Below are 18,583 nucleotides of genomic sequence, written 5' to 3'. Positions count from 1 at the left end.
TCTCGTCGAACGGACCGTTCACCGCTCGGATTTTCCGCACGCGGGGCGCTTTCGTGCGGTCACACCGCACGAAAGCGCCCCGCGTGCGGAAAATCCGAGCGGTGAACGGTCCGTTCGACGGAGACAGGACTTCCGGAGCAGTGCTTAGCGGAACCTGTGGATGGCGGCGGTGATGGCCTCGTCCATGCTGTTGCCCTCCATGATGACGTGCCCGGCGTCGTTCAGGATGACCAGTTCGGCGTCGGGCCACCGCTTGGCCACCTCCCACGCCGTGTACAACGGCCCGCCGAAGTCGTTGCGGCCGTGGATGAGCACGGCGGGGATGCCCTCGAGCCTGCCGAGGTTGTCGAAGATGTGGTTCGGCTCCAGGAACGCCTCGTTGCCCCAGTAGTGGGTCACGGTCCGCGCGAGCCGGTAGCGCGTGACGGGGTCGGCGTACCTCGTGCCTTCGAAGTCGTTGTCGCCACCCGTGATCGTGGACAGGTCCCACTTGCTCCAGTCCCAGGCGGCCTTGTCCCTGACCGCCGGGTCAGGTGAGTTGAGGAGCTTGTTGTAGGCCAGGGCCAGGTTGCCGTCGCGGTCCTCCTCCGGGACGCCGTCGCGGAACGCGTCGAAGTGGTCCGGGAAGAACATGCCGAGGCCGCGGGTGATCCACGCGTGCTCCTCGGGACGGGAGGTGGTCACCGCCGGGATGATGATCTCGCTGACCCTGGTGGGGTGCTGGATGGCGTAGGCGAGGACGAGGGTCGAACCCCAGGAACCGCCGGCCAGCAGCCACTTGTCGATGCCGAGGTGTTCGCGGAGCTTCTCGGCGTCGTCGATCAGGTGCTGGGTGGTGTTGTGTTCCATGCTGGTCGCCGGATCTGCGACCGGGGGCGTGCTTCGACCGCTGCCGCGCTGGTCCCAGAGGATCAGGTTCCAGTGATCCGGGTCGAAGTCCTCGCGCCATCTGGGGTCTGAACCTGATCCTGGGCCGCCGTGGAACACGCACGCCGGTTTGCCGCCGGGGTTGCCGCTGGCCTCCCAGTGGATTCGCTGGCCGTCTCCTACGTCGAGCATGCCTTGGGCGTAGGGCTCCACCTGTGGGTACATGCCGGGGAGGGTATTCAGCGTGAGGGCCGGGGCCGACCGGATTTCGGGCTCACGCCGACACGTCCACTGCCATGGCGGCCGTGGACGTGTGATGGGCGTGCTGGTCCTGCTGCGGTGTCAGGACTTCTGCTTGGCGCTGATCTGGTCCAGCACCTCGGTCTGCGACACGATGATCTTGCCCGCCAGCGCCTTGGAACCGATGTGCTCACCCTTGGCCTGGGCGTCCTTCGCCATGTCCACGCCACTGCGGAGGTGCCGGGAGAGGGTGGCGAGGAAGAGGTCGTCGTACTGCTTGCCGGTGGCGGACTTCAGCGCCTCGACGTCCTTGACGGTCATCATGCCCGCCATCTTGTGCGTGGCGTTGGCGTCGTCGCCGGGCACCTGGATGTTCCAGCTGCGCAGGTAGGTGGCCATCTGCTCGATCTCGCCCGCCTCGGCCGTGGCGATCTTGTCGGCCACGTTGACGACGAACTCGTCCTTGGACTTCTGCATCGCGACCTTGGCGATCTCGATCGTCTGGCGGTGGTGCGGGATCATGCGCAACGAGAACGTCGCATCCGCCTCGTTGGCCGCCGGTTCGCCCGAGCTGCTGCCGCCGACCGACGAACAGCCCGTCAGCGCAAGCAGCCCCAGCACGATGATGAGCAGACGCGCTCGCATGAAGCCTCCCGTCTCGTGTTCCCTGCCGAGGGATACGGGTGGCCGAAGTGTCCGGTTCAGCGAAAGTTCGGCGGCCTAAGTGGTTCGGTGGAGGCCGAGTGCCGCGAGGACACCCTGGACGACGTCGGGGTGGCCGAGCGGGAGCGGGACCGGAGTGGTGTTGGTGTGGGGGATGACCTGGGCGAACGGGGCGTCCACCTGGACCTCGGGGTCCACCAGCAGCACCGAGCGCACGAGCTCGCGGTGAGCTCCCACGAGGTCGATCACGTCGGCCGCGAGCGGTCCGCTGGTGACGACGTCCAGCACGGACCGCGTCTCGTCGCGGTGCCTGGTCAGCACCGTGTCCACTGTGGACTTCCAGGTCGGCGCCGCGGGGGCTCGCAGCCACACGATCCGCAGGTGTTCGGTCAACGGCCGCCAGGTCGCCGGGATCTCGTTGTGGACGGCCTCTCCTGCTGGATCGATCACGAGGACAGTGGGGGCACCTGCGGGTCCGTCGGTGACAACGCCGGGGCCGGCCGCCCTGCTGGGCTCGTCGAATTCGCGCATGGCACGGGGATACCCAATGTGCGGAGTTCGTACCAATGGGCCGGCTGGACCGATCCGGTGAACCGAATGGCTGAGTAAACGTTGTCAGACAGCCGTGAACCCGGTGGCAGAAAGCAGTTTTCGTTCGTGCCCGATGATCGCTTGACCGTTTTCCGAATCCCGGTTTATGGTCTAGACCACAGACCGAAACTGGATCGGTGAGCGATCTAGAGCGCTCCCGGTTCCCGCCCCCTGCCTACGGGTCACCCCGTTTGGGAACGATCCAAGGAGTTCGGACGAATGAAAATCATGCGCAAAGCGGCGCTGCTCATGGCCGCTGTCCCTGCCATCGTCTTGATCACGCCGGTCGGTTCGGCGAGCGCGCACGGCTACGTGTCGTCGCCTGCCAGTCGTTCGGCGCAGTGCGCCAGGGGAGACGTCTCCGTCGACCTCTGTGGCCAGGCGAAGTACGAGCCGCAGAGTGCCGAAGGCCCCAAGGGCCTGAAGAACTGCAGCGGTGCGAACGGTCCGTTCGCGCCGCTCGACAACGACTCGCTGCCCTGGAAGGTCACCAACACCGGTCAGACCCTGTCGCTGACCTGGACCTTCACCGCCCGGCACGCCACGCGCGACTACGAGTACTTCATCGGCAACACGCGCGTCGGTTACGTCGCCGGCAACAACCAGCAGCCGAACAACCCGACCACGCACACGATCAACCTCGGCGGGTTCTCCGGCCGCCAGAAGCTGTACGCGATCTGGAACATCGCCGACACGGTCAACGCCTTCTACTCGTGCATCGACCTCAACATCGGTGGTGGCGGCACGACCCCGCCGCCCACCACCACGACCACGACTCCTCCTCCCACCACCACGTCGTCCAGCACCACGACGCCGCCGCCCGCCGGTGGCACGTGGGCGGCGAACACGTCGTACGCGGCCGGTCAGACCGTCACCTACGGCGGTTCGACCTACCGGTGCCGTCAGGCGCACACCTCGCTGACCGGCTGGGAACCGCCGAACGTGGCGGCCCTGTGGGAGAAGGTCTGACCTGATGAAGCGCCTGGTGATCGCGGTCGCGGTCCTGGCGCTGGCGGGGTGCGGCGGAGAGGCGGTCGTGCCGGAGGGCCAGGGAGCCCACGGTCACGGCGCGAGCTCCGCCGCACCACCCGTTCCTGCCGCCAGTGCGAGGTTCAACGACGCGGACGTGATGTTCGTGCAGATGATGGTGGACCACCTGCAACTCGGCATCAGCCTCTCGCAGGTGGGTCTGGCGAAGGCGACCACGCAGGAGGCGAAGGACCTCGCGGGCGCGATCGACGTGACCCAGCGCGAGGAACTCACGATGCTCAAGTCGTGGCTGAAGCTCTGGGGCAAGCCGGAGGGTGACGGTGCGAACCTGCACGCCGCCCACGGTGGCCAGCCGCTGCTCGACGACAAGGTCATCGACGAGACCAAGGAGAAGAGCGGAGCCGAGTTCGACCAGCTCTTCCTCAACCTGATGACCGGTCATCAGGGCGCCGGCGTCGAGATGGCGCTGACGGAGAAGAAAGAAGGCATGAACCCCGAGACGACGGCCTATGCCGAACGGGTGGTCAACACCCGGCAGGGCCAGATCTCGCAGATGCTGAAGATCATCGGCGGCGCGTAGGTCAGCGCTTTGCCAGCGTTCGGTCAGCGGCCCGGCGTTGCATCCCGAGCATGGACGTACTGATCTCGGGAGCGGGAATCGCCGGGCCCGCTCTGGCGCACTGGCTGAGGCGCTTCGGCTTCACCCCGGTCGTGGTGGAGCGGGCGCCAGCGCTGCGTGACGGTGGCCAGGCCGTGGACTTCCGCGGCGAGGTGCACCTGTCCGTGCTGAGGCGGATGGGTGTGCTCGACGCGGTGCTGGCCGCGCGGACCACGCCGCGGGACATGGTGTTCCGCGGCGTCGACGGCCGCGAACGGGCACGGCTGCCCGCCTCGTTCACCGCCGGGGACGTGGAGATCCTCCGCGGTGACCTGTCGCGCCTGCTGTACGAGCTGACCGCTTCCGACGTGGAGTACGTGTTCGGCGACTGGATCACGGCACTGCACGACGACGGCGCCGGTGTGGACGTCACGTTCGCGCACGGGCCGTCACGGCGCTTCGACTTCGTGATCGGCGCGGACGGCATGCGGTCCGGGGTGCGGCGGCTGGTCTTCCCCGAGTACCGGCCGAAGTTCCAGGGCTACTACTTCGCGATCTGGGACGCGGAGGGCGACGACCGGGACCTGACCTGCTCACCGGGCGTGCTGACCTCGCCGGGATGGCTGCTGTACAAGTCGCCGATCCCTCCCGAGCTGATGCCGGACGAGGTGGTGGCGCAGGGCGTCTACTTCGACTCGATCAGCCAGATCCGCATGCCCGCGGTGAGTTCAGGGCGGGTCACGCTGATCGGCGACGCCGGGTACGGCTCCACGCTGGGCGGCATGGGAACCGGGCTCGCGGTCGTCTCCGCCTACGTCCTCGCGGGGGAGATGGCGGCGGGAGGGGACGCCTTCGCCCGGTACGAGGCACTGATCGGGCCGTACGCCCGCGGCAGCCAGGGCAACCCCGGGCCGTTCCTCGCGCCCGGAAGCAGGCTCGGGATGTGGGTGCGGGACCGGATGTTCGCGCTGCTGCCGAAGATGCCGATGGTCGCGCGGATGGACCTGCGGGCCGCCACCGCGATCACCCTTCCCGAGTACGCCGCAGTTCACCGAGCGCCTCGTCCACCTGTTGCTTGACCGCTGTGTGCATCCATCCGAACCCGAGCTCCTGCTGGGCCGCCAGCAAAAGCTCCTCGGCCCGCGCTGGTTCTCCCCGGCGCAGGGCGATCTTGGCCAGTCCGGCATGCGCGAGCGCCGCAGTGGCGGCCAGTCCCGCCTGCGCCGCCATCTCCAGCGCCTGGAGGTAGTCGCGTTCGGCCTGGTCCTGGTCGATGTCGAGCAACCGGTCCGCGCGCCGGCCCCGCAGTTCGGCCAGCTCCTCCACGGCGCCCAGTTCGGCGACGGCCCGGAGTGCCTCGTCGGTCAGCGCGAGGGCTTCGGCAGGGTCCTCGGTCAGGGTGGCCAGCACGTCCAGGACCTGGGCCGATCCCCAGCGTTCGCCCAGGTCCTGGAACCGCCGCAGGGCTTCGCGGGACTGCTGGATCGCGAGGCCGCGGTCACCGTCGGCGGCCCAGGTGGTGTAGGCGTTGCTGAAGCCCATCAGGCCCTGGATCCACGGGTCCTCGCTGCTCTCGACCTCGTCCTGCAACGCGGTGCGCGGTGCGGACGGGTCGGGCGGGCCGCTGAGCATCGCCCAGGCGATGAGGACGAACGGTTGCTTGATCGGGCCGCGCAGCGCCAGGAGCTTCTCCTGCACGCGTTCGGGTTCGGCCAGTGCCAGCAGGACGGTGTACTCCTCTGTGGACTGTTCGGCTACCCGCTCCAACAGCCGGCGGGCCGCGCCCTGGACCTCCGTGCGGCTGCCCTTCAGGTACCAGTACCAGGCCAGGTCGCCGACGAGCCGCAGCGCCTGGTCCGGGGCGACCGAGGTGGTCCAGTCGAGCGCCTGCATCAGATTCGCGTGTTCGGCGCTCAACCGGGCGAACCACCGCACCTGATCCCGCCGGCGCAGCTCGGGATCCGCGCGGCGAGCCAGTTCCTGGAAGTACGAGGCGTGCTCGGCGTCGACGCGCTTGTGCTGCGAGCAGAACTCGCGGATGGTCTCCAGCATCCGGTAGCGGCCGTCGGCGGCTTCCACCAAGGACTTGTCCACCAGCGCGTCCAGCGTCTCGAGGTCGTGCCGGCAGACCTCCTCGACGGCCTCCAGGCTCGCCCCGCCGCTGAACGTCGCGAGGCACGCGGCCAGGTCGCGTTCGTCCTCGGACAGCAGGTCCCAGCTCCACTCCACGACGGCCCGCAGCGTCTGGTGACGCGGTGCGGCGGCACGGTTTCCCTTGGTGAGCAGGCGGAAGCGGTCGTTCAGACGGGCGGCGATCTCCTCGGTCGTCAACGTCCGGGTGCGCGCCGCGGCCAGTTCGATCGCCAGCGGCAGGCCGTCCAGCTCCCGGCAGATGTCGACCGTGTGCCGGTCGCGCACGAACGCGGGGTTGACCAGCCGGGCGCGGTCGGCGAACAGCGCCACGCTCTGCTCGGGGTCGAGCGGCGGCACCGGGCACAGCGTCTCGCCGGTGATGCCGAGCGCCTCCCGGCTCGTGGCGAGGATGCGCACCGAGGGGCAGGTGCTGAGCAGGTGCTGGGCCAGCCGGGCGGCCTCGGCGATCAGGTGCTCGCAGTTGTCCAGGATCAGCAACGCGTCGCGTTCGCGCAGCGCCAGCGTCAGCCGGTCCTCCGGCTCCAGCACGGTCTCCTTGAGCCCCAACGCCTGCAGCGTCGCCGCCGCGACGTCCTTGGCCGGTGCCAGGTCCACGAAGATCGCGCCGGGACCGGCGGCCTGCAGCGCGAGCCTCGTCTTGCCCGCGCCGCCGGGGCCGGTGAGGGTGATGAGCCGCGCGGAGAGCGAGGCGATCCGCGCGAGTTCCTCCTGCCTGCCAACGAAAGTGGTCAGCTGGGCGGGAAGTTCGCGATGGGTCTGGCCGCGCAGCACCTGCAGGTGCACCGCACGCAGTTCGGGCGACGGGTCTGTGCCCAGTTCGTCGGCCAGCAGGGCGCGCGCGTCCTCGAACGCCTGCAGCGCCTCGGCTTGACGGCCCTGCTGGTTCAGCGCCTGCATCAGGTAGCCGCGCAGGCGTTCGTCCAACGGGTTCTGCCGCACCAGGTCCCGGATCTCCGCCACGTCGGCCTTGCCGAGCCGGATCCGTGCCGCCACCAGCGAACCCGCGGCGGCGGAACGGTGTTGTTCCAGGCGGGTCGCGTGGTCCGCCAGCGCCACGTCGGCGAGCGCCGGACCTCGCCAGAGCAGAAGTGCCTCGGACAAAAGGGATTCCGCGGCCCGCGGATCACCCTGCTCCAACGCCTGCCGGCCGTCCGCCGCCAGCGAGACGAACCGGTGCGCGTCGACCTGGGAGGCGGGCAGCGCCAGCCGGTAGCCGGCCGGGTGGAACTCGACCAGCGCCGCGTCCCCGAGTGCCCGGCGCAGGCGCGAGACCTGGCCCTGCAAGGCGTTCGCGGCGTCCGACGGCGGCTCGGAGCCGTAGAGCTCGTCCACCAGGCGGTCGAGCGGCACGATCTCCCCCGCCCGGATCGCGAGCAGCGCCAGCAGGGTGCGCGGCCGTGGGCCACCTAGCGCGATCTTGCCGTCGGGGGAGTGCGCTTCAACTGGCCCGAGTATGCCGATGTGCACGGTGTCAGCGTACGAAGCGCCCGGGACTCGTACCCAGGACACGGCGGAAGTGACGCGTCAGGTGCGACTGGTCGTGGAACCCGGCCAGCACCGCCGCCTCCGCCGCCGACCGCCCCTCGACCAGATGACCACGCGCGAGATCGACCCGGCGGCCGGTCAGGTACTTGTGCGGCGGCAACCCGAACCGGCGGCTGAACGCCCGCACCAGGTGGGTCGGGCTGGTCTGCAACTCCCGCGCGGCCGCGTTCAGGGTCATCCCGTCCGGCAGGGAGGCGTCCAGCAGCTGCCGCAACCGGTCGGCGAGCGTCGGGTCCGCGTGCACGACGGGTGCGGTGCCGGCGAAGTGGTGCGTGAGGCGTTCGGTGATCAACGCCAGCCTGCTCGCCGCCTCGAACGGCTCGTCCAGCGTCAGGTGCAGCTGGTGGACCCGTTGCCGCAGCAGCGGATCGGGCAGCATCGGCGTGTCGACGGCCTTGCCGATCAGATCGGACGGCAGCACCGAGTCGTCCAGGTACAGCACGCGTTTGTGGAACCCGGCCGGGTGCGCGGAGCGGCCGTCGTGCGGCACGTGCGGCGGCAACAGCGTGACGCCGTCCACGAGCGCGCCGTGTTCGTGACGGTCCAGTTCGTACCGCACGGCACCCGTGTCGAGCACCATCAACGTCCAGGCATCGTGCGTGTGCGCCGGGTAGACGTGCGTGGTGAAGGAGGCGTGGAAGACCTCCTTGATGCCTTCCACGTCCGGCTTCCAGGCCGTGACGCTCATGTCAGGAACGTACAAGACGGCACACGGGGACGCCCGCGATCGTTGTGGCCATGTTCGACACCAAGATCGCTGTGCTGCTGCGGGACGACCTGGCCGGCTGGCAGGCGCTGAACGTCACCGCCTTCCTCGTCAGCGGGCTGCCCGAGACGCTGCGCGGCGAGCCCTACGTCGATGCCGACGACGTGCACTACCTGTCGATGTTCGGCCAGCCCGTCGTGGTCCTGCAGGGCGACCAGGACCTGCTCAAGAAGGCGCACGAACGCGCCCTCAACCGCAAGCAGCCCATGAGCATCTTCACCGCGGACCTCTTCGCCACCGGCAACGACGCCGACAACCGGGCCGCCGTCCGCAAGGTGCACACGCAGGACCTCGACCTGGTCGGCATCGCGGTCCACGGCCAGAAGAACGCCGTCGACAAGATCTTCAAGGGCGCCCGGATGCATCCCTGACGAAACCGGGTTCTAATGCGTGAGTGATCAAGCTGCTCCGGATGGCCGTGTTCCTGCTGGTGCTTTCGGCGGAGATCTACCTGGTCGTGGTGCTGGGCGAGAACTTCCGCCCGTCCAACCACTTCAGCTACTTCACCGTGCTCTCGAACGTCTTCGCGGCGGTGGTGGCGTTGCTGGGCGTGTTCAGTCCGGTGTCGGCGCAGATCAGGGGCGCGGCCGTGCTCTACATGGGTACGACGGGCATCGTGTACTGGCTTTTGCTGCGAGACGTCGACGTGCAGACGCCCGCCTACGCGAACTGGGTGCTGCACACCGTCGTGCCGATCCTCGTGGTCGTGGAGTGGCTGCTCGCGCCGGAGAAGACCAGGCGGTGGTGGATCTGGCTGTCGTTCCCGCTCGCGTACCTGGCGTACACGCTGGTCAGGGGCCCGATCGTGGGTTGGTACCCCTACCCGTTCATGGATCCGCGCCAGAACGGCTACGGCGCAGTGCTTCTGACCTGCTTGTTCGTCGCGGTGGTCTTCGGGGTGCTGGCGTTCGCGGTGTCGTGGGCGGGCAACAAATTGGCCCAGAAAAGGAGCATGTCCTTGTCCCACGGCTAGGGCCAATAGCCGTTCTACGTTCTAGGACATGACCAGGCGACTCGCGTACGCGCAGCTGACGAACTCGGTCGGGGACGGCGGTTTCCTCGTCGTCTCCGCTCTCTACTTCACGCAGGTCGTGGGCCTGAGCGCGGCACGGGTCGGCTTGGCGCTCACGCTCGCGTGGGGCGTCGGAGCCGTCGCCGGCGTCGCGCTGGGACACCTCGCCGACCGCCTGGGCCCGCGCACCACCGCGGTCGTGCTCGCCCTCGCTACCGCCGCGAGCATCGCGATCCTGCTCCTCACCCGGAACTTCGCCGCGTTCGTGCTGGTCATGTGCCTGTACGCGAGCTTCCAGAGCGGCCTGCAGGCGTCCAGGCAGGCCCTGCTCGCCGGCCTCACCACGCCGGAGGAACGCACGCGGGCACGGGCGCGCATCCAGTCCACGGCCAACGCGGGCATCGCGATCGGCGCGGCGGCGGGCGGGTTCGCGCTGCACCTCGGCACCGAGATCGCCTACACCGCCGTGTTCGTGCTCGACGTCATCGCGTTCCTGATCGCCGCAGCTGTGCTGAGCACGCTGCCGGAGACCGCGATGACCAGGGCGAAGGGCAAGTTCGACGTTCTCAAGGACCGCCCGTACGCGCTGATCACGCTGATCAACGCCGTGATGCTGCTCTACATGCCGCTGCTGAGCCTGATCATCCCGCTGTGGATCGTGCAGCGCACCGAGGCGCCGACGTGGCTCGCGGCCGCGTTGCTGGTGCTCAACACCGCCGCCGTCGTGCTCTTCCAGGTCCGGATCGCGAAACGCGCCACCGGGCTGAGCCAGGCGTCGAGGCTCGTGAAGCACGCGGGACTGATCATGTTCGCCTCCTGCGCGGTCTTCGCGGCCACGGCGTTCAGCGTCGGCGCCTGGCCGGTCGCGGCGCTGCTGGTCGCGGCCGCCGCGCTGCAGGTCCTCGGCGAGATGATGCTGGCCTCCGGGGCGTGGGAGATCAGCTTCTCCCTCGCGCCCGCCGACCGGCAGGGCCAGTACCAGGGCTTCTTCGCGACCGGAACGGCCGTCGCGCGCATGGTCGGCCCCGCGCTGCTCACCACCGTCGTGCTCGGCTGGGGAGCACTCGGGTGGCTCGCGGTCGGCGGGCTCTTCGTCGTGGCCGGTTACGCGATGGGCCCCGCGGTGCGCTGGGCCCGCGAGAAGAACTCCACCAGCTCCGGCGCCATGACCGACGACTTGTACATGTGCGTCTGACCGGGCAGCGTCCGGTGCTCCGCGTCCGCCCCGAGCACTTCCGCGACGTTCTTCATGGCGTTGCGGAGGTACTCGGGGCTCTTGCCGCCGTCCATCGCCAGCGTCGGCACCTTGACGTTCCAGCGGTCGGCGGGGAGCTTCGAACCGCGGCCGTCGTCGCCGAGGATCATCAGGTCCCACGGCAGCGTGTGCGCGACCGGCTTGAGCTTCTTCCACATCGGGGTGAGCTTCATGACCGCGAGGCCGAAGCCGGGCACGCCGACCATCTTCATGAACGTCGAGAGCATGCCCGAGCGGTCGCCGCGGGCCAGCATGTCGTTCATCTGCCGCACGATGTCCGCGGGGCGCGGCTTGTAGGTGTCGTCGACGACGAACGGCGCCTCGTAGATCGCGAGCCGGGAGATGCCCGGCAGCCGCGAGGCCGCTTCGAGCGCCAGCACCGCGCCGGAGGAGACGCCGAAGACGAACGCGCTGCCGCCGGCCTCCTCGATCACGGCGTCGATGTCCTCCACCTCGCGCTCCAGAGACCACGGCGTCGCGCCGTCACCGGTCTCGCCGCGTCCGCGCCGGTCGTAGGTGTAGACGGTGAAGTTCTTGTCCAGCACCGAGGCGAGCTCGGTCGTCGGGCCGAACATGCGGTGGCACATCGCGCCGTCCACGATGATCAGCGCGGGCCCGGAACCGGTGATCGAGTAGGCGACCTCGGTGCCGTCGGCGGAAGTCGTGAAGCGCGTCATTTCTGCTCTCCCAGGGTGGTGTCGAGGAAGTCCTGCCAGTCCTGTTCGGACTCGTCGCCCTCGAAGACGTGGTGTGCGGCGATGACCGGGCCGAAGAAGCCGCGCATGAACCGGTACATGCCGCGTTCGGTGCGCAGGCCGATCGTGTGGGCGTTGCGGTGGAACTCGACGGCGTCCGGGAGCTTCTCGGCCAGTGCCGCGTCGAGCTTCTTCCAGGCCTCGTCCCAGTCGCTGATCATCGGACCGAAGACCGTGAGCGGGCGGGCCGTGCGTCCGGGGAAGTGGGTGAGGTACTCCAGGAGCGTGCGCCGGAACAGCGCGCCGCCCAGCGTCATCGCCTCGAACTCGTCGGCCCAGTCGTCGCCGGGCAGGAAGCCGCTCGTGACCATGCGGAGCACGGTGCTGCCGTGCTCACGGCCCTCGACGAGGAACTCGTAGGCGACGAACCGGCCGTCGGGCGCCTTGCCGCTGTCGTACGCGAAGTGGCGCCCCGGCTCCGACGCGGTGATCTCGCTCGTCGGCTCGTACCCGCCGAAGGCCATCTTGACCTGGCCGTTGGCGACCTCGTTGCGGCCCATGAACCACGAGTCGATGCCCGGCCCCGTCGCGATGGCCGTCCAGACGTCCTCGACGGACGCCGGCACCTCGATCTCGTCGGTGCTCTTGAACTCGTGGCCCATCGGTTCTCCCTGTCCTGGTTCGTGATGGTCTCATCCTGCCGCCGACGATTCCACTCGTCAAGACAGTGGGACTAGTCTTGACAAAAAATATTGTCGGTGGTTCCGTTCTCGCCACGCACCGAACTCCTGGAGGAACCCGTGTCCCGCATCGCCTGTGGCGTCGTCGCCGGTCCGCTCTACCTCGTCGCCGGGTACGCCCAGGCGTTCACCCGCGAGGGCTTCGACCTCTCGCGGCACCCGTTCAGCATGCTCAGCCTCGGGTCGCTCGGCTGGATCCAGATCGCGAACTTCGTCGTCAGCGGCGCGCTGTTCCTGGTCGCGGCGACGGGCATGGCCCGGCACACGAGGTGGGGAGCGCGGCTGATCGGCCTGATGGGGGCGGGGATGATCCTCGGCGGGGTCTTCGTGGCCGATCCGGCCATGGGCTTTCCCGCCGGGGCACCCGACGGCCCGCCCGCCGCGCTGTCCTGGCACGGCGCCCTGCACACCGCCGCGTTCGGGCTCGCGATGATCGGCTGGATCGGGGCGTGCTTCGTGTTCGCGCGTAGGCTCGGGGGATGGCTGGCGGTGATGAGCGGCCTGACGGGCGTGCTCCTGATGGTGCCGATGGCGTTCCTGGGCGACCCCGGCGGCACGGTGCTGCTCTACGTGGTCGCGACGATCGGCTGGGTGTGGACGTCGGTCGTGTCCCTGAAGCTGAGCCGGCCTGCCTTCTCGAGCTGATCTGCCCGGAGTGCGGGCGCGTCACCACCGACGAGGACGCGCCTGGCTGCCCCGCCTGTCAGACGAGCTGATGCGCGTGCATCTTGCTGATGTCGTAGGAGACGCCGCAGAAGGTGCACTGCAGCCCGTACCTGCTGCTGATGGTGAACAGCGGGATGAAGAAGATGGTCGGCTTCGTGTAGCGCCGGAACAGGTTGTGCGCAGACTGGTGGTGGCAGTGCCCGCACACCAGCGTCAGCATCCGCAACTGCTCGATCGTCGTCCGCCAGCCGAAAATGACCATCTGCTCTCCTCCTACCGGATGTCCTTCTGACGTTCGAGTACCCCTCCGAGTTGCAGCCGGCCCGCGGAATTCAGAAGGTGGACAGGTGGACACCCTGCTGCGGCCCTGGCGCCCCGACGACGCACCGATCATCCTGGCCGCGTCCGGCGAGGAGAAGATGGACCGCCAGTTCACCTCCCAGATCGACTCCCTTCCCGCGGCCGAGGAGTGGATCGAGCTGCTCACCTCCCGCCGCGACGAGGACACCGCCTACTCGTTCGCCGTGCTGCACGAGGGCGTTCCCGTGGGCAACGTCGCCGTGTCGAGCGTCGACCGCCGTCACCTGACCGGGTGGGTCTCCTACTGGATGCGGGAGGAGGCGCGGGGCAAGGGGCTGGCGACCAGGGCGTGCCGCGAGGTCAGCGAGTTCGCCTTCGCCGAGCTCGGCCTGTTCCGCCTGGAGCTCGCGCACCGGCTGGACAACCCCGCCTCCTGCCGCGTCGCGACGAACGCCGGCTTCGCGGTGGAAGGTGTCGAGCGGTCCAGGTTGCTCTACGACGGCGCCCGCTTCGACACGGAGACCCACGCGCGACTCGCCACCGACTGAGGTTCACTCCGCGCCCAGGCGGGTAGCCGGGAGTGCATGAGCGGACTGCAGGACGAGCTGCTGCGGACGTTGGTCAAAGTCGCCAACGCTTTACGTGGCGCGGAGATCCCCTTCGCGCTGACAGGCGGTTGTGCGGGGTACGCGCGCGGAGGGCCGGCGAGCGAACACGACGTCGATCTCCTCGTGCGCCCGGAGGACGCCACGGAGGCCGTGCGCGTGCTGGTGAAGCGCGGGCTGCGCGCCGCCGAGCCGCCCGAGGACTGGTTGCTCAAGGTCTACGACGGTGACTCGTTGGTGGACCTGCTGTTCCGGCCGAACGAGCGCATCGTCACCGACGAGATCCTCGCGATGGCCGAGGAGATGCCGGTCGGCTCGGTGATGCTGCCGGTGATGCCGGCGACGTTCGTGCTGAGCAGCAAGCTGCTGGTGCTGGACGGGCATCGCTGTGACTTCAGCGAGTTGCTTCCGTTCGCCCGTGCGCTGCGAGAACAGATCGATTGGGAGCAGGTGCGCGAGGAGACCAAGGAGTCGCCTTACGCCGAAGCGTTCCTGATGCTCATCGAACGCCTGGACATCATCGGGAGAGGCCATGAGTTCCGAGCAGTACCTAGCGGCAAATCTGCGTAGGGCGGTGGCCGAGGACCCTCGGACCGCCGAACTCGGCGTGCGCGTCACCGTGCGCGGCGACCACGTGATGCTCTCCGGCGACGTGGCCTGCGCCGAACGCAGGACAGCGCTGGAGGAGGTCCTGCACGAGGCCGCCCCCGAGCTGAAGATCTTCAACGACGTGCGCGTGACACCTGCGGGCGAACCGGAGGGTGAGGAGGACCTGCGATGATCCGAGTCGCTGCGGTCGGGGACATCCACCTCGGCGAGGACATGCGCGGGCACCTCCGGCCGGCGTTGGAGAAGGTCGGCGAGCACGCGGACATCCTGCTGCTGGCCGGTGACCTGACCCGGCACGGCACGGTCGTAGAGGCCGAGGTGGTCGCGGACGAGTTCGCGGACCTGCCGGTGCCGGTGGTCGCCGTGCTGGGCAACCACGACCACCAGGACGACAAGCCCCTCGAAGTCACCAAAACGCTGCAGGACAAGGGCATCCACGTGCTGGAGGGCACGACGTTCACCCACCGGGTCGACGGCTGCTCGATCGGCATCGCGGGCGTGAAGGGGTTTGGCGGCGGGTTCGCGGGCAAGTGCGGGAGCGCGTTCGGCGAGCGCGAGATGAAGGCGTTCATCCAGCACACCTGCGACATCGCGGAGAACCTCCAACAGGCCCTGTCGGAGCTGGACACCGACATCAAGGTCGCGCTGACGCACTACGCGCCCGTGCCGGACACGTTGCGCGGCGAACCGCCGGAGATCTACCCGTTCCTCGGCTCGTACCTGCTCGGTGAGGCCATCGACGCGACGGGCACGCATCTCGCCGTGCACGGCCACGCGCACTTCGGCACCGAGCACGGCATGACGCCGGGCGGGGTGCGGGTCCGCAACGTCGCACAGCCGATCATCCGGTCCGCCTACACGGTCTACGTGCTGGAGGGGAACGCTTCATGACCGTCGGGGACTTCATCGTCCAACGCCTGCGCGACTGGGGTGTGAAGCAGGTGTTCGCGTATCCCGGCGACGGCATCAACGGGATCGTGGCGGCGTTCGGCAAGGCGGACAACGACCCGAGGTTCATCCAGACCCGCCACGAGGAGATGGCCGCGTTCGCCGCGGTCGGCTTCGCGAAGTTCAGCGGCGACGTCGGCGTGTGCCTGGCCACCAGCGGTCCCGGCGCGATCCACCTGCTCAACGGCCTGTACGACGCGAAGCTCGACCACGTGCCGGTCGTCGCGATCGTCGGCCAGACCGCCCGCACCGCGCAGGGCGGCAGCTACCAGCAGGAAGTCGACCTGCACTCGCTGTTCCGCGACGTGGCCTCGTACCTGGTCGACGTGACGGTGCCCGAGCAGTTGCCGAACGCGCTGGACCGGGCGATGCGCACGGCCGCCGCCGACCGCGCGCCGGCCGTGCTGATCATCCCGAACGACGTGCAGGAGCAGGAGTACGCGGCACCGAAGCACGAGTTCAAGTACATCCCGTCGAGCCCGCCGTCCCGCCCGGCGTCGTCCGTCGTGCCCGCGCTCGACGACGTGCGGCGCGCGGCAGAGGTGCTCAACAGCGGCGAGAAGGTCGCGATCCTGATCGGGCAGGGTGCCCGCGACGCCGCCGAGGAGGTGCGCGCGGTCGCCGACCTGCTCGGTGCCGGTGTCGCGAAGGCGTTGCTGGGCAAGGACGTGCTGCCGGACGACCTGCCGTACGTCACGGGCTCGATCGGACTGCTCGGCACCAGACCGTCCTACGAGATGATGCGGGACTGCGACCGGCTGCTGATCGTCGGGTCGAACTTCCCGTACTCGCAGTTCCTGCCGCAGTACGGCAAAGCGCGCGGCGTGCAGATCGACGTCGACGGCCGTGCGATCGGCATGCGCTACCCGACCGAGGTCAACCTCGTCGGCGACGCGCGGGAGACGTTGCGCGCGCTGATCCCGTTGCTGGAGAACAAGACCGACCGCTCCTGGCGGGAGACGATCGAGTCGAACGTCGAGCGCTGGTGGGAGGTCGTCGAACGGCAGGCGCAGGTGCCGGCCGATCCCGTCAACCCGATGCGGATCGTCTCCGAGCTCTCGAAACGCCTGCCCCACAACGCGATCGTCACAGCGGACTCGGGTTCCGCGACGAACTGGTACGCGCGGCTGCTCAAGATCCGCGGCAACGTGCGGTCGTCGCTGTCCGGCACGCTGGCCACCATGGGCTGCGCCGTCCCGTACGCGTTGGGTGCCGCTTTCGCCCAGCCGAACAGGCCGTTGATCGCGTTGGTCGGTGACGGCGCGATGCAGATGAACGGCATGGCGGAGTTGCTGACGCTGCGCCGATACGGCATCCGTTGCGTCGTGTGCGTCTTCCACAACAACGACCTCAACCAGGTCACGTGGGAGCTGCGCGCGATGGGCGGCGCGCCGAAGTTCGAGGAGTCGCAGAAGCTCCCGGACATCTCGTACGCCGCCTTCGCCCGGTCGATCGGCCTGCAGGGCATCGAGATCAACGACCCCGCGCAGCTCGGCACGGCGTGGGAGACGGCGCTCGCGTTCGACGGCTCGACCGTCCTCGACGTGCGCTGCGATCCGAACGTGCCGCCGATCCCGCCCCACGCGACGTTCGAGCAGATCAAGGACATGACCGAGGCGGTGCTGCGTGGCGACCCGGACGCCTGGGCGCTGATGACGCGCGGCCTCAAGACAAAGATCCAGGAGTTGCTGCCGTGAAACTGGGCTATTTCCTCTCTTCAGAAGAACACGGACCGCGTGAGCTGGTCAGGAACGCGAAGATGGCCGAGGACCACGGCTTCGAGTCGCTGTGGATCTCCGACCACTACCACCCGTGGAACGACGAGCAGGGCCAGTCGCCGTTCGTCTGGGGCACGATCGGCGCGCTGTCCGAGACCGTGACGCTGCCGATCACCACGGCCGTGACCTGTCCGACCGTGCGCATCCACCCGGCCGTCATCGCGCAGGCCGCCGCCACCGCGGCCGTGCAGACGCAGGGCCGGTTCGTGCTCGGCGTCGGCAGCGGCGAGGCCTTGAACGAGCACGTGCTGGGCGACCGCTGGCCGTCCGCCGACGTGCGGCTCGAGATGCTGGAGGAGGCGATCGGCCTCATCCGCACGCTGCACCAGGGCGACGAGGTCACCCACCACGGCAAGCACTACACCGTCGAGAACGCCCGCATCTACACCGTGCCCGAACGCCCGGTGCCGATCTACGTCTCGGCGTTCGGCCCGAAGGCGGTCCGGCTCGCGGCCCGCTGCGGCGACGGCTACGTCAGCGTCGGCCCGAACGGCGACCTGGTCGAGAAGTACCGCGCCGAGGGTGGTCGCGGTCCGGCGCAGAGCGGGCTGAAGGTCTGCTACGCGGCGTCCGAGGAGGACGCGGTGGCGACCGCGCACCGGTTGTGGCCGAACGACGGCCTGCCCGGTGAGCTGGCCCAGGTGCTGCCGACGCCCAAGCACTTCGAGCAGGCGTCGGAGCTGGTCACGCCCGAGATGATCGCGAAGGCGATCCCGTGCGGCCCGGATCCGGAGAAGTACGCGGAGAAGGTGAAGGAGTTCGCCGAGGCCGGATTCGACGAGCTCTACGTGCAGCAGATCGGGCCTCAGCAGCAGGAGTTCTTCGAGTTCTGGGCCAAGGAAGTCGTGCCGCTGATCGATGTTTGATGCTGTTCGCGCAGGGCACCCGCTCCTATGAGGAGATTCCTGCGCGAGCACAGCCTGACGCTCGTTTTCGGCGGGTTGTTCCTCGCGGCGCTGGTCGGCCAGCTGTTCGCGGGCCACGCCGACTACAACGAGCGTCAGGCTGCATTGGGTCAGCCGTTGCTGACGTTGGGGTCGTACCTGTTCTCCGCAGACTTCCTCGTGGACGTCGTGGAGAACTGGCAGTCCGAGTACCTGCAGTTCTTCCTGTACGTCACCGCCACCGTCTGGCTCATCCAGCGCGGCTCCACCGAGTCGAAGCCCGCGGAGAAGGCCGGCCGCGAGACCGACGAGGAACAGCAGGTCGGCGCGCACGTCAAGAAGGACTCGCCGAAGTGGGCGAAGGCCGGTGGCTGGCGCACCGCCGTCTACTCGAAGTCGCTCGGGCTCGCGATGCTGGTGCTGTTCCTGATCTCGTGGGCGCTGCAGTGGGTGGCGGGCTGGTACGCCAACAACTCCGACCCGCTGGCCGAGAAGATGGGACTCTTCGACTACTTCCTGAGCGCCGACTTCTGGAACCGTTCGCTGCAGAACTGGCAGTCGGAGTTCCTCGCGATCGCGTCGATGGCGATTCTCAGCGTCTACCTGCGCCAGCGCGGCTCACCCGAGTCGAAGCCCGTCGGTTCCCCGCACTCGGTGAGCGACAGGTCGGGCTGATG

The 18,583-nt window shown here is 68.8% G+C and carries 22 protein-coding genes; 14 read left to right on the top strand and 8 right to left on the bottom strand.

All coding sequences use genetic code 11. From position 1 onward, the window contains the following. Positions 1–144: 144 nt before the first annotated feature. From pip to AB0M48_RS39365, 3 genes are all read right to left on the bottom strand, one after another. Positions 145–1,092 carry a prolyl aminopeptidase gene (pip, locus tag AB0M48_RS39375; protein ID WP_363852467.1) on the bottom strand — a complete coding sequence of 316 codons (948 nt, stop codon included), beginning with the start codon at positions 1,090–1,092 and terminating at the stop codon, positions 145–147. Between the two features lie 117 nt (positions 1,093–1,209). Further along, entirely contained in the window at positions 1,210–1,752 is a 543-nt protein-coding gene (locus tag AB0M48_RS39370; RefSeq protein ID WP_363852464.1) for a DUF305 domain-containing protein, read from the bottom strand. Positions 1,753–1,827: 75 nt separating this feature from the next. Further along, positions 1,828–2,301 carry a hypothetical protein gene (locus tag AB0M48_RS39365; RefSeq protein WP_363852461.1) on the bottom strand — a complete coding sequence of 158 codons (474 nt, stop codon included), beginning with the start codon at positions 2,299–2,301 and terminating at the stop codon, positions 1,828–1,830. 279 nt (positions 2,302–2,580) lie between these two features. Between AB0M48_RS39365 and AB0M48_RS39360 the strand changes: the two genes are divergently transcribed. Genes AB0M48_RS39360 through AB0M48_RS39350 form a run of 3 tightly spaced genes read left to right on the top strand, consistent with a single transcriptional unit; the run spans position 2,581 to position 5,028 of the window. Beyond that, positions 2,581–3,330, top strand: a complete 750-nt coding sequence (locus AB0M48_RS39360; protein ID WP_363852459.1) for a lytic polysaccharide monooxygenase — start codon at positions 2,581–2,583, stop codon at positions 3,328–3,330. A 4-nt stretch (positions 3,331–3,334) separates the two neighbouring features. Beyond that, on the top strand, positions 3,335–3,931 hold the full coding sequence (locus AB0M48_RS39355) for a DUF305 domain-containing protein (RefSeq protein WP_363852456.1): 597 nt from the start codon (positions 3,335–3,337) through the stop codon (positions 3,929–3,931). A 50-nt stretch (positions 3,932–3,981) separates the two neighbouring features. Further along, the gene (locus AB0M48_RS39350) at positions 3,982–5,028 is read left to right on the top strand and encodes an FAD-dependent monooxygenase (protein ID WP_363852453.1); all 1,047 of its coding nucleotides are present in this window, start codon (positions 3,982–3,984) and stop codon (positions 5,026–5,028) included. Here the strand turns inward: AB0M48_RS39350 and AB0M48_RS39345 are convergent. Together AB0M48_RS39345 and AB0M48_RS39340 are read right to left on the bottom strand one after the other, a co-directional pair. Next, the gene (locus tag AB0M48_RS39345) at positions 4,973–7,570 is read right to left on the bottom strand and encodes a BTAD domain-containing putative transcriptional regulator (protein WP_363852451.1); all 2,598 of its coding nucleotides are present in this window, start codon (positions 7,568–7,570) and stop codon (positions 4,973–4,975) included. The two genes, AB0M48_RS39350 and AB0M48_RS39345, sit on opposite strands and share 56 nt — an antisense overlap. A gap of 4 nt (positions 7,571–7,574) precedes the next feature. After that, on the bottom strand, positions 7,575–8,336 hold the full coding sequence (locus AB0M48_RS39340) for an AraC family transcriptional regulator (RefSeq protein WP_363852448.1): 762 nt from the start codon (positions 8,334–8,336) through the stop codon (positions 7,575–7,577). A 50-nt stretch (positions 8,337–8,386) separates the two neighbouring features. On the opposite strand from AB0M48_RS39340, the gene AB0M48_RS39335 reads away from it, so the two are divergent. The 3 genes from AB0M48_RS39335 to AB0M48_RS39325 are packed head-to-tail and all read left to right on the top strand — an operon-like array spanning position 8,387 to position 10,621. Further along, positions 8,387–8,785, top strand: coding sequence for a DUF2000 domain-containing protein (locus AB0M48_RS39335; RefSeq protein ID WP_363852445.1), 399 nt, complete (start codon positions 8,387–8,389; stop codon positions 8,783–8,785). 23 nt (positions 8,786–8,808) lie between these two features. Then, positions 8,809–9,387, top strand: coding sequence for a Pr6Pr family membrane protein (locus AB0M48_RS39330; protein WP_363852442.1), 579 nt, complete (start codon positions 8,809–8,811; stop codon positions 9,385–9,387). Between the two features lie 28 nt (positions 9,388–9,415). Then, complete coding sequence (locus AB0M48_RS39325; RefSeq protein ID WP_363852439.1) at positions 9,416–10,621, top strand: MFS transporter; 1,206 nt, start codon at positions 9,416–9,418, stop codon at positions 10,619–10,621. On the opposite strand, the gene AB0M48_RS39320 is transcribed toward AB0M48_RS39325, so the two are convergent. Continuing rightward, positions 10,531–11,358 carry an alpha/beta hydrolase gene (locus tag AB0M48_RS39320; RefSeq protein WP_363852437.1) on the bottom strand — a complete coding sequence of 276 codons (828 nt, stop codon included), beginning with the start codon at positions 11,356–11,358 and terminating at the stop codon, positions 10,531–10,533. The two genes, AB0M48_RS39325 and AB0M48_RS39320, sit on opposite strands and share 91 nt — an antisense overlap. Continuing rightward, positions 11,355–12,038 carry an SRPBCC domain-containing protein gene (locus tag AB0M48_RS39315; RefSeq protein WP_363852435.1) on the bottom strand — a complete coding sequence of 228 codons (684 nt, stop codon included), beginning with the start codon at positions 12,036–12,038 and terminating at the stop codon, positions 11,355–11,357. The genes AB0M48_RS39320 and AB0M48_RS39315 overlap by 4 nt, the downstream gene beginning before the upstream one ends. 96 nt (positions 12,039–12,134) lie before the next feature. On the opposite strand from AB0M48_RS39315, the gene AB0M48_RS39310 reads away from it, so the two are divergent. After that, the gene (locus AB0M48_RS39310; protein WP_363852433.1) at positions 12,135–12,761 is read left to right on the top strand and encodes a DUF998 domain-containing protein; all 627 of its coding nucleotides are present in this window, start codon (positions 12,135–12,137) and stop codon (positions 12,759–12,761) included. 58 nt (positions 12,762–12,819) lie between these two features. Here the strand turns inward: AB0M48_RS39310 and AB0M48_RS39305 are convergent, their stop codons facing one another. Further along, on the bottom strand, positions 12,820–13,044 hold the full coding sequence (locus AB0M48_RS39305) for a zinc-ribbon domain-containing protein (protein ID WP_319966184.1): 225 nt from the start codon (positions 13,042–13,044) through the stop codon (positions 12,820–12,822). A gap of 85 nt (positions 13,045–13,129) precedes the next feature. Between AB0M48_RS39305 and AB0M48_RS39300 the strand changes: the two genes are divergently transcribed. Genes AB0M48_RS39300 through AB0M48_RS39270 form a run of 7 tightly spaced genes read left to right on the top strand, consistent with a single transcriptional unit; the run spans position 13,130 to position 18,581 of the window. Then, positions 13,130–13,630: a GNAT family N-acetyltransferase gene (locus AB0M48_RS39300; RefSeq protein ID WP_363852429.1), complete on the top strand. Its 501-nt coding sequence runs from the start codon at positions 13,130–13,132 to the stop codon at positions 13,628–13,630. A gap of 36 nt (positions 13,631–13,666) precedes the next feature. After that, entirely contained in the window at positions 13,667–14,257 is a 591-nt protein-coding gene (locus AB0M48_RS39295) for a hypothetical protein (protein ID WP_363852426.1), read from the top strand. A 4-nt stretch (positions 14,258–14,261) separates the two neighbouring features. After that, positions 14,262–14,468: a BON domain-containing protein gene (locus tag AB0M48_RS39290; protein WP_363852423.1), complete on the top strand. Its 207-nt coding sequence runs from the start codon at positions 14,262–14,264 to the stop codon at positions 14,466–14,468. Next, a complete protein-coding gene (locus AB0M48_RS39285; protein WP_363852420.1) occupies positions 14,465–15,187 on the top strand; it encodes a metallophosphoesterase in 723 nt (240 codons plus the stop codon). Before AB0M48_RS39290 ends, AB0M48_RS39285 begins: the two co-directional genes overlap by 4 nt. Then, positions 15,184–16,941 (top strand): thiamine pyrophosphate-requiring protein, encoded by a 1,758-nt coding sequence (locus AB0M48_RS39280; RefSeq protein ID WP_363852417.1) that lies wholly within the window; start codon positions 15,184–15,186, stop codon positions 16,939–16,941. Before AB0M48_RS39285 ends, AB0M48_RS39280 begins: the two co-directional genes overlap by 4 nt. Next, positions 16,938–17,888 carry a TIGR03557 family F420-dependent LLM class oxidoreductase gene (locus tag AB0M48_RS39275; RefSeq protein WP_363852414.1) on the top strand — a complete coding sequence of 317 codons (951 nt, stop codon included), beginning with the start codon at positions 16,938–16,940 and terminating at the stop codon, positions 17,886–17,888. The genes AB0M48_RS39280 and AB0M48_RS39275 overlap by 4 nt, the downstream gene beginning before the upstream one ends. A gap of 27 nt (positions 17,889–17,915) precedes the next feature. Next, entirely contained in the window at positions 17,916–18,581 is a 666-nt protein-coding gene (locus tag AB0M48_RS39270) for a DUF6766 family protein (RefSeq protein ID WP_363852411.1), read from the top strand. Positions 18,582–18,583: the final 2 nt, after the last annotated feature.

The organism is Lentzea sp. NPDC051208 (genome assembly GCF_040682435.1).
Lineage (GTDB): Bacteria > Actinomycetota > Actinomycetes > Mycobacteriales > Pseudonocardiaceae > Lentzea > Lentzea kristufekii.
Note: the sequence above shows the minus strand (reverse complement) of the source record. Positions and strands in the feature narration are given on the sequence as shown.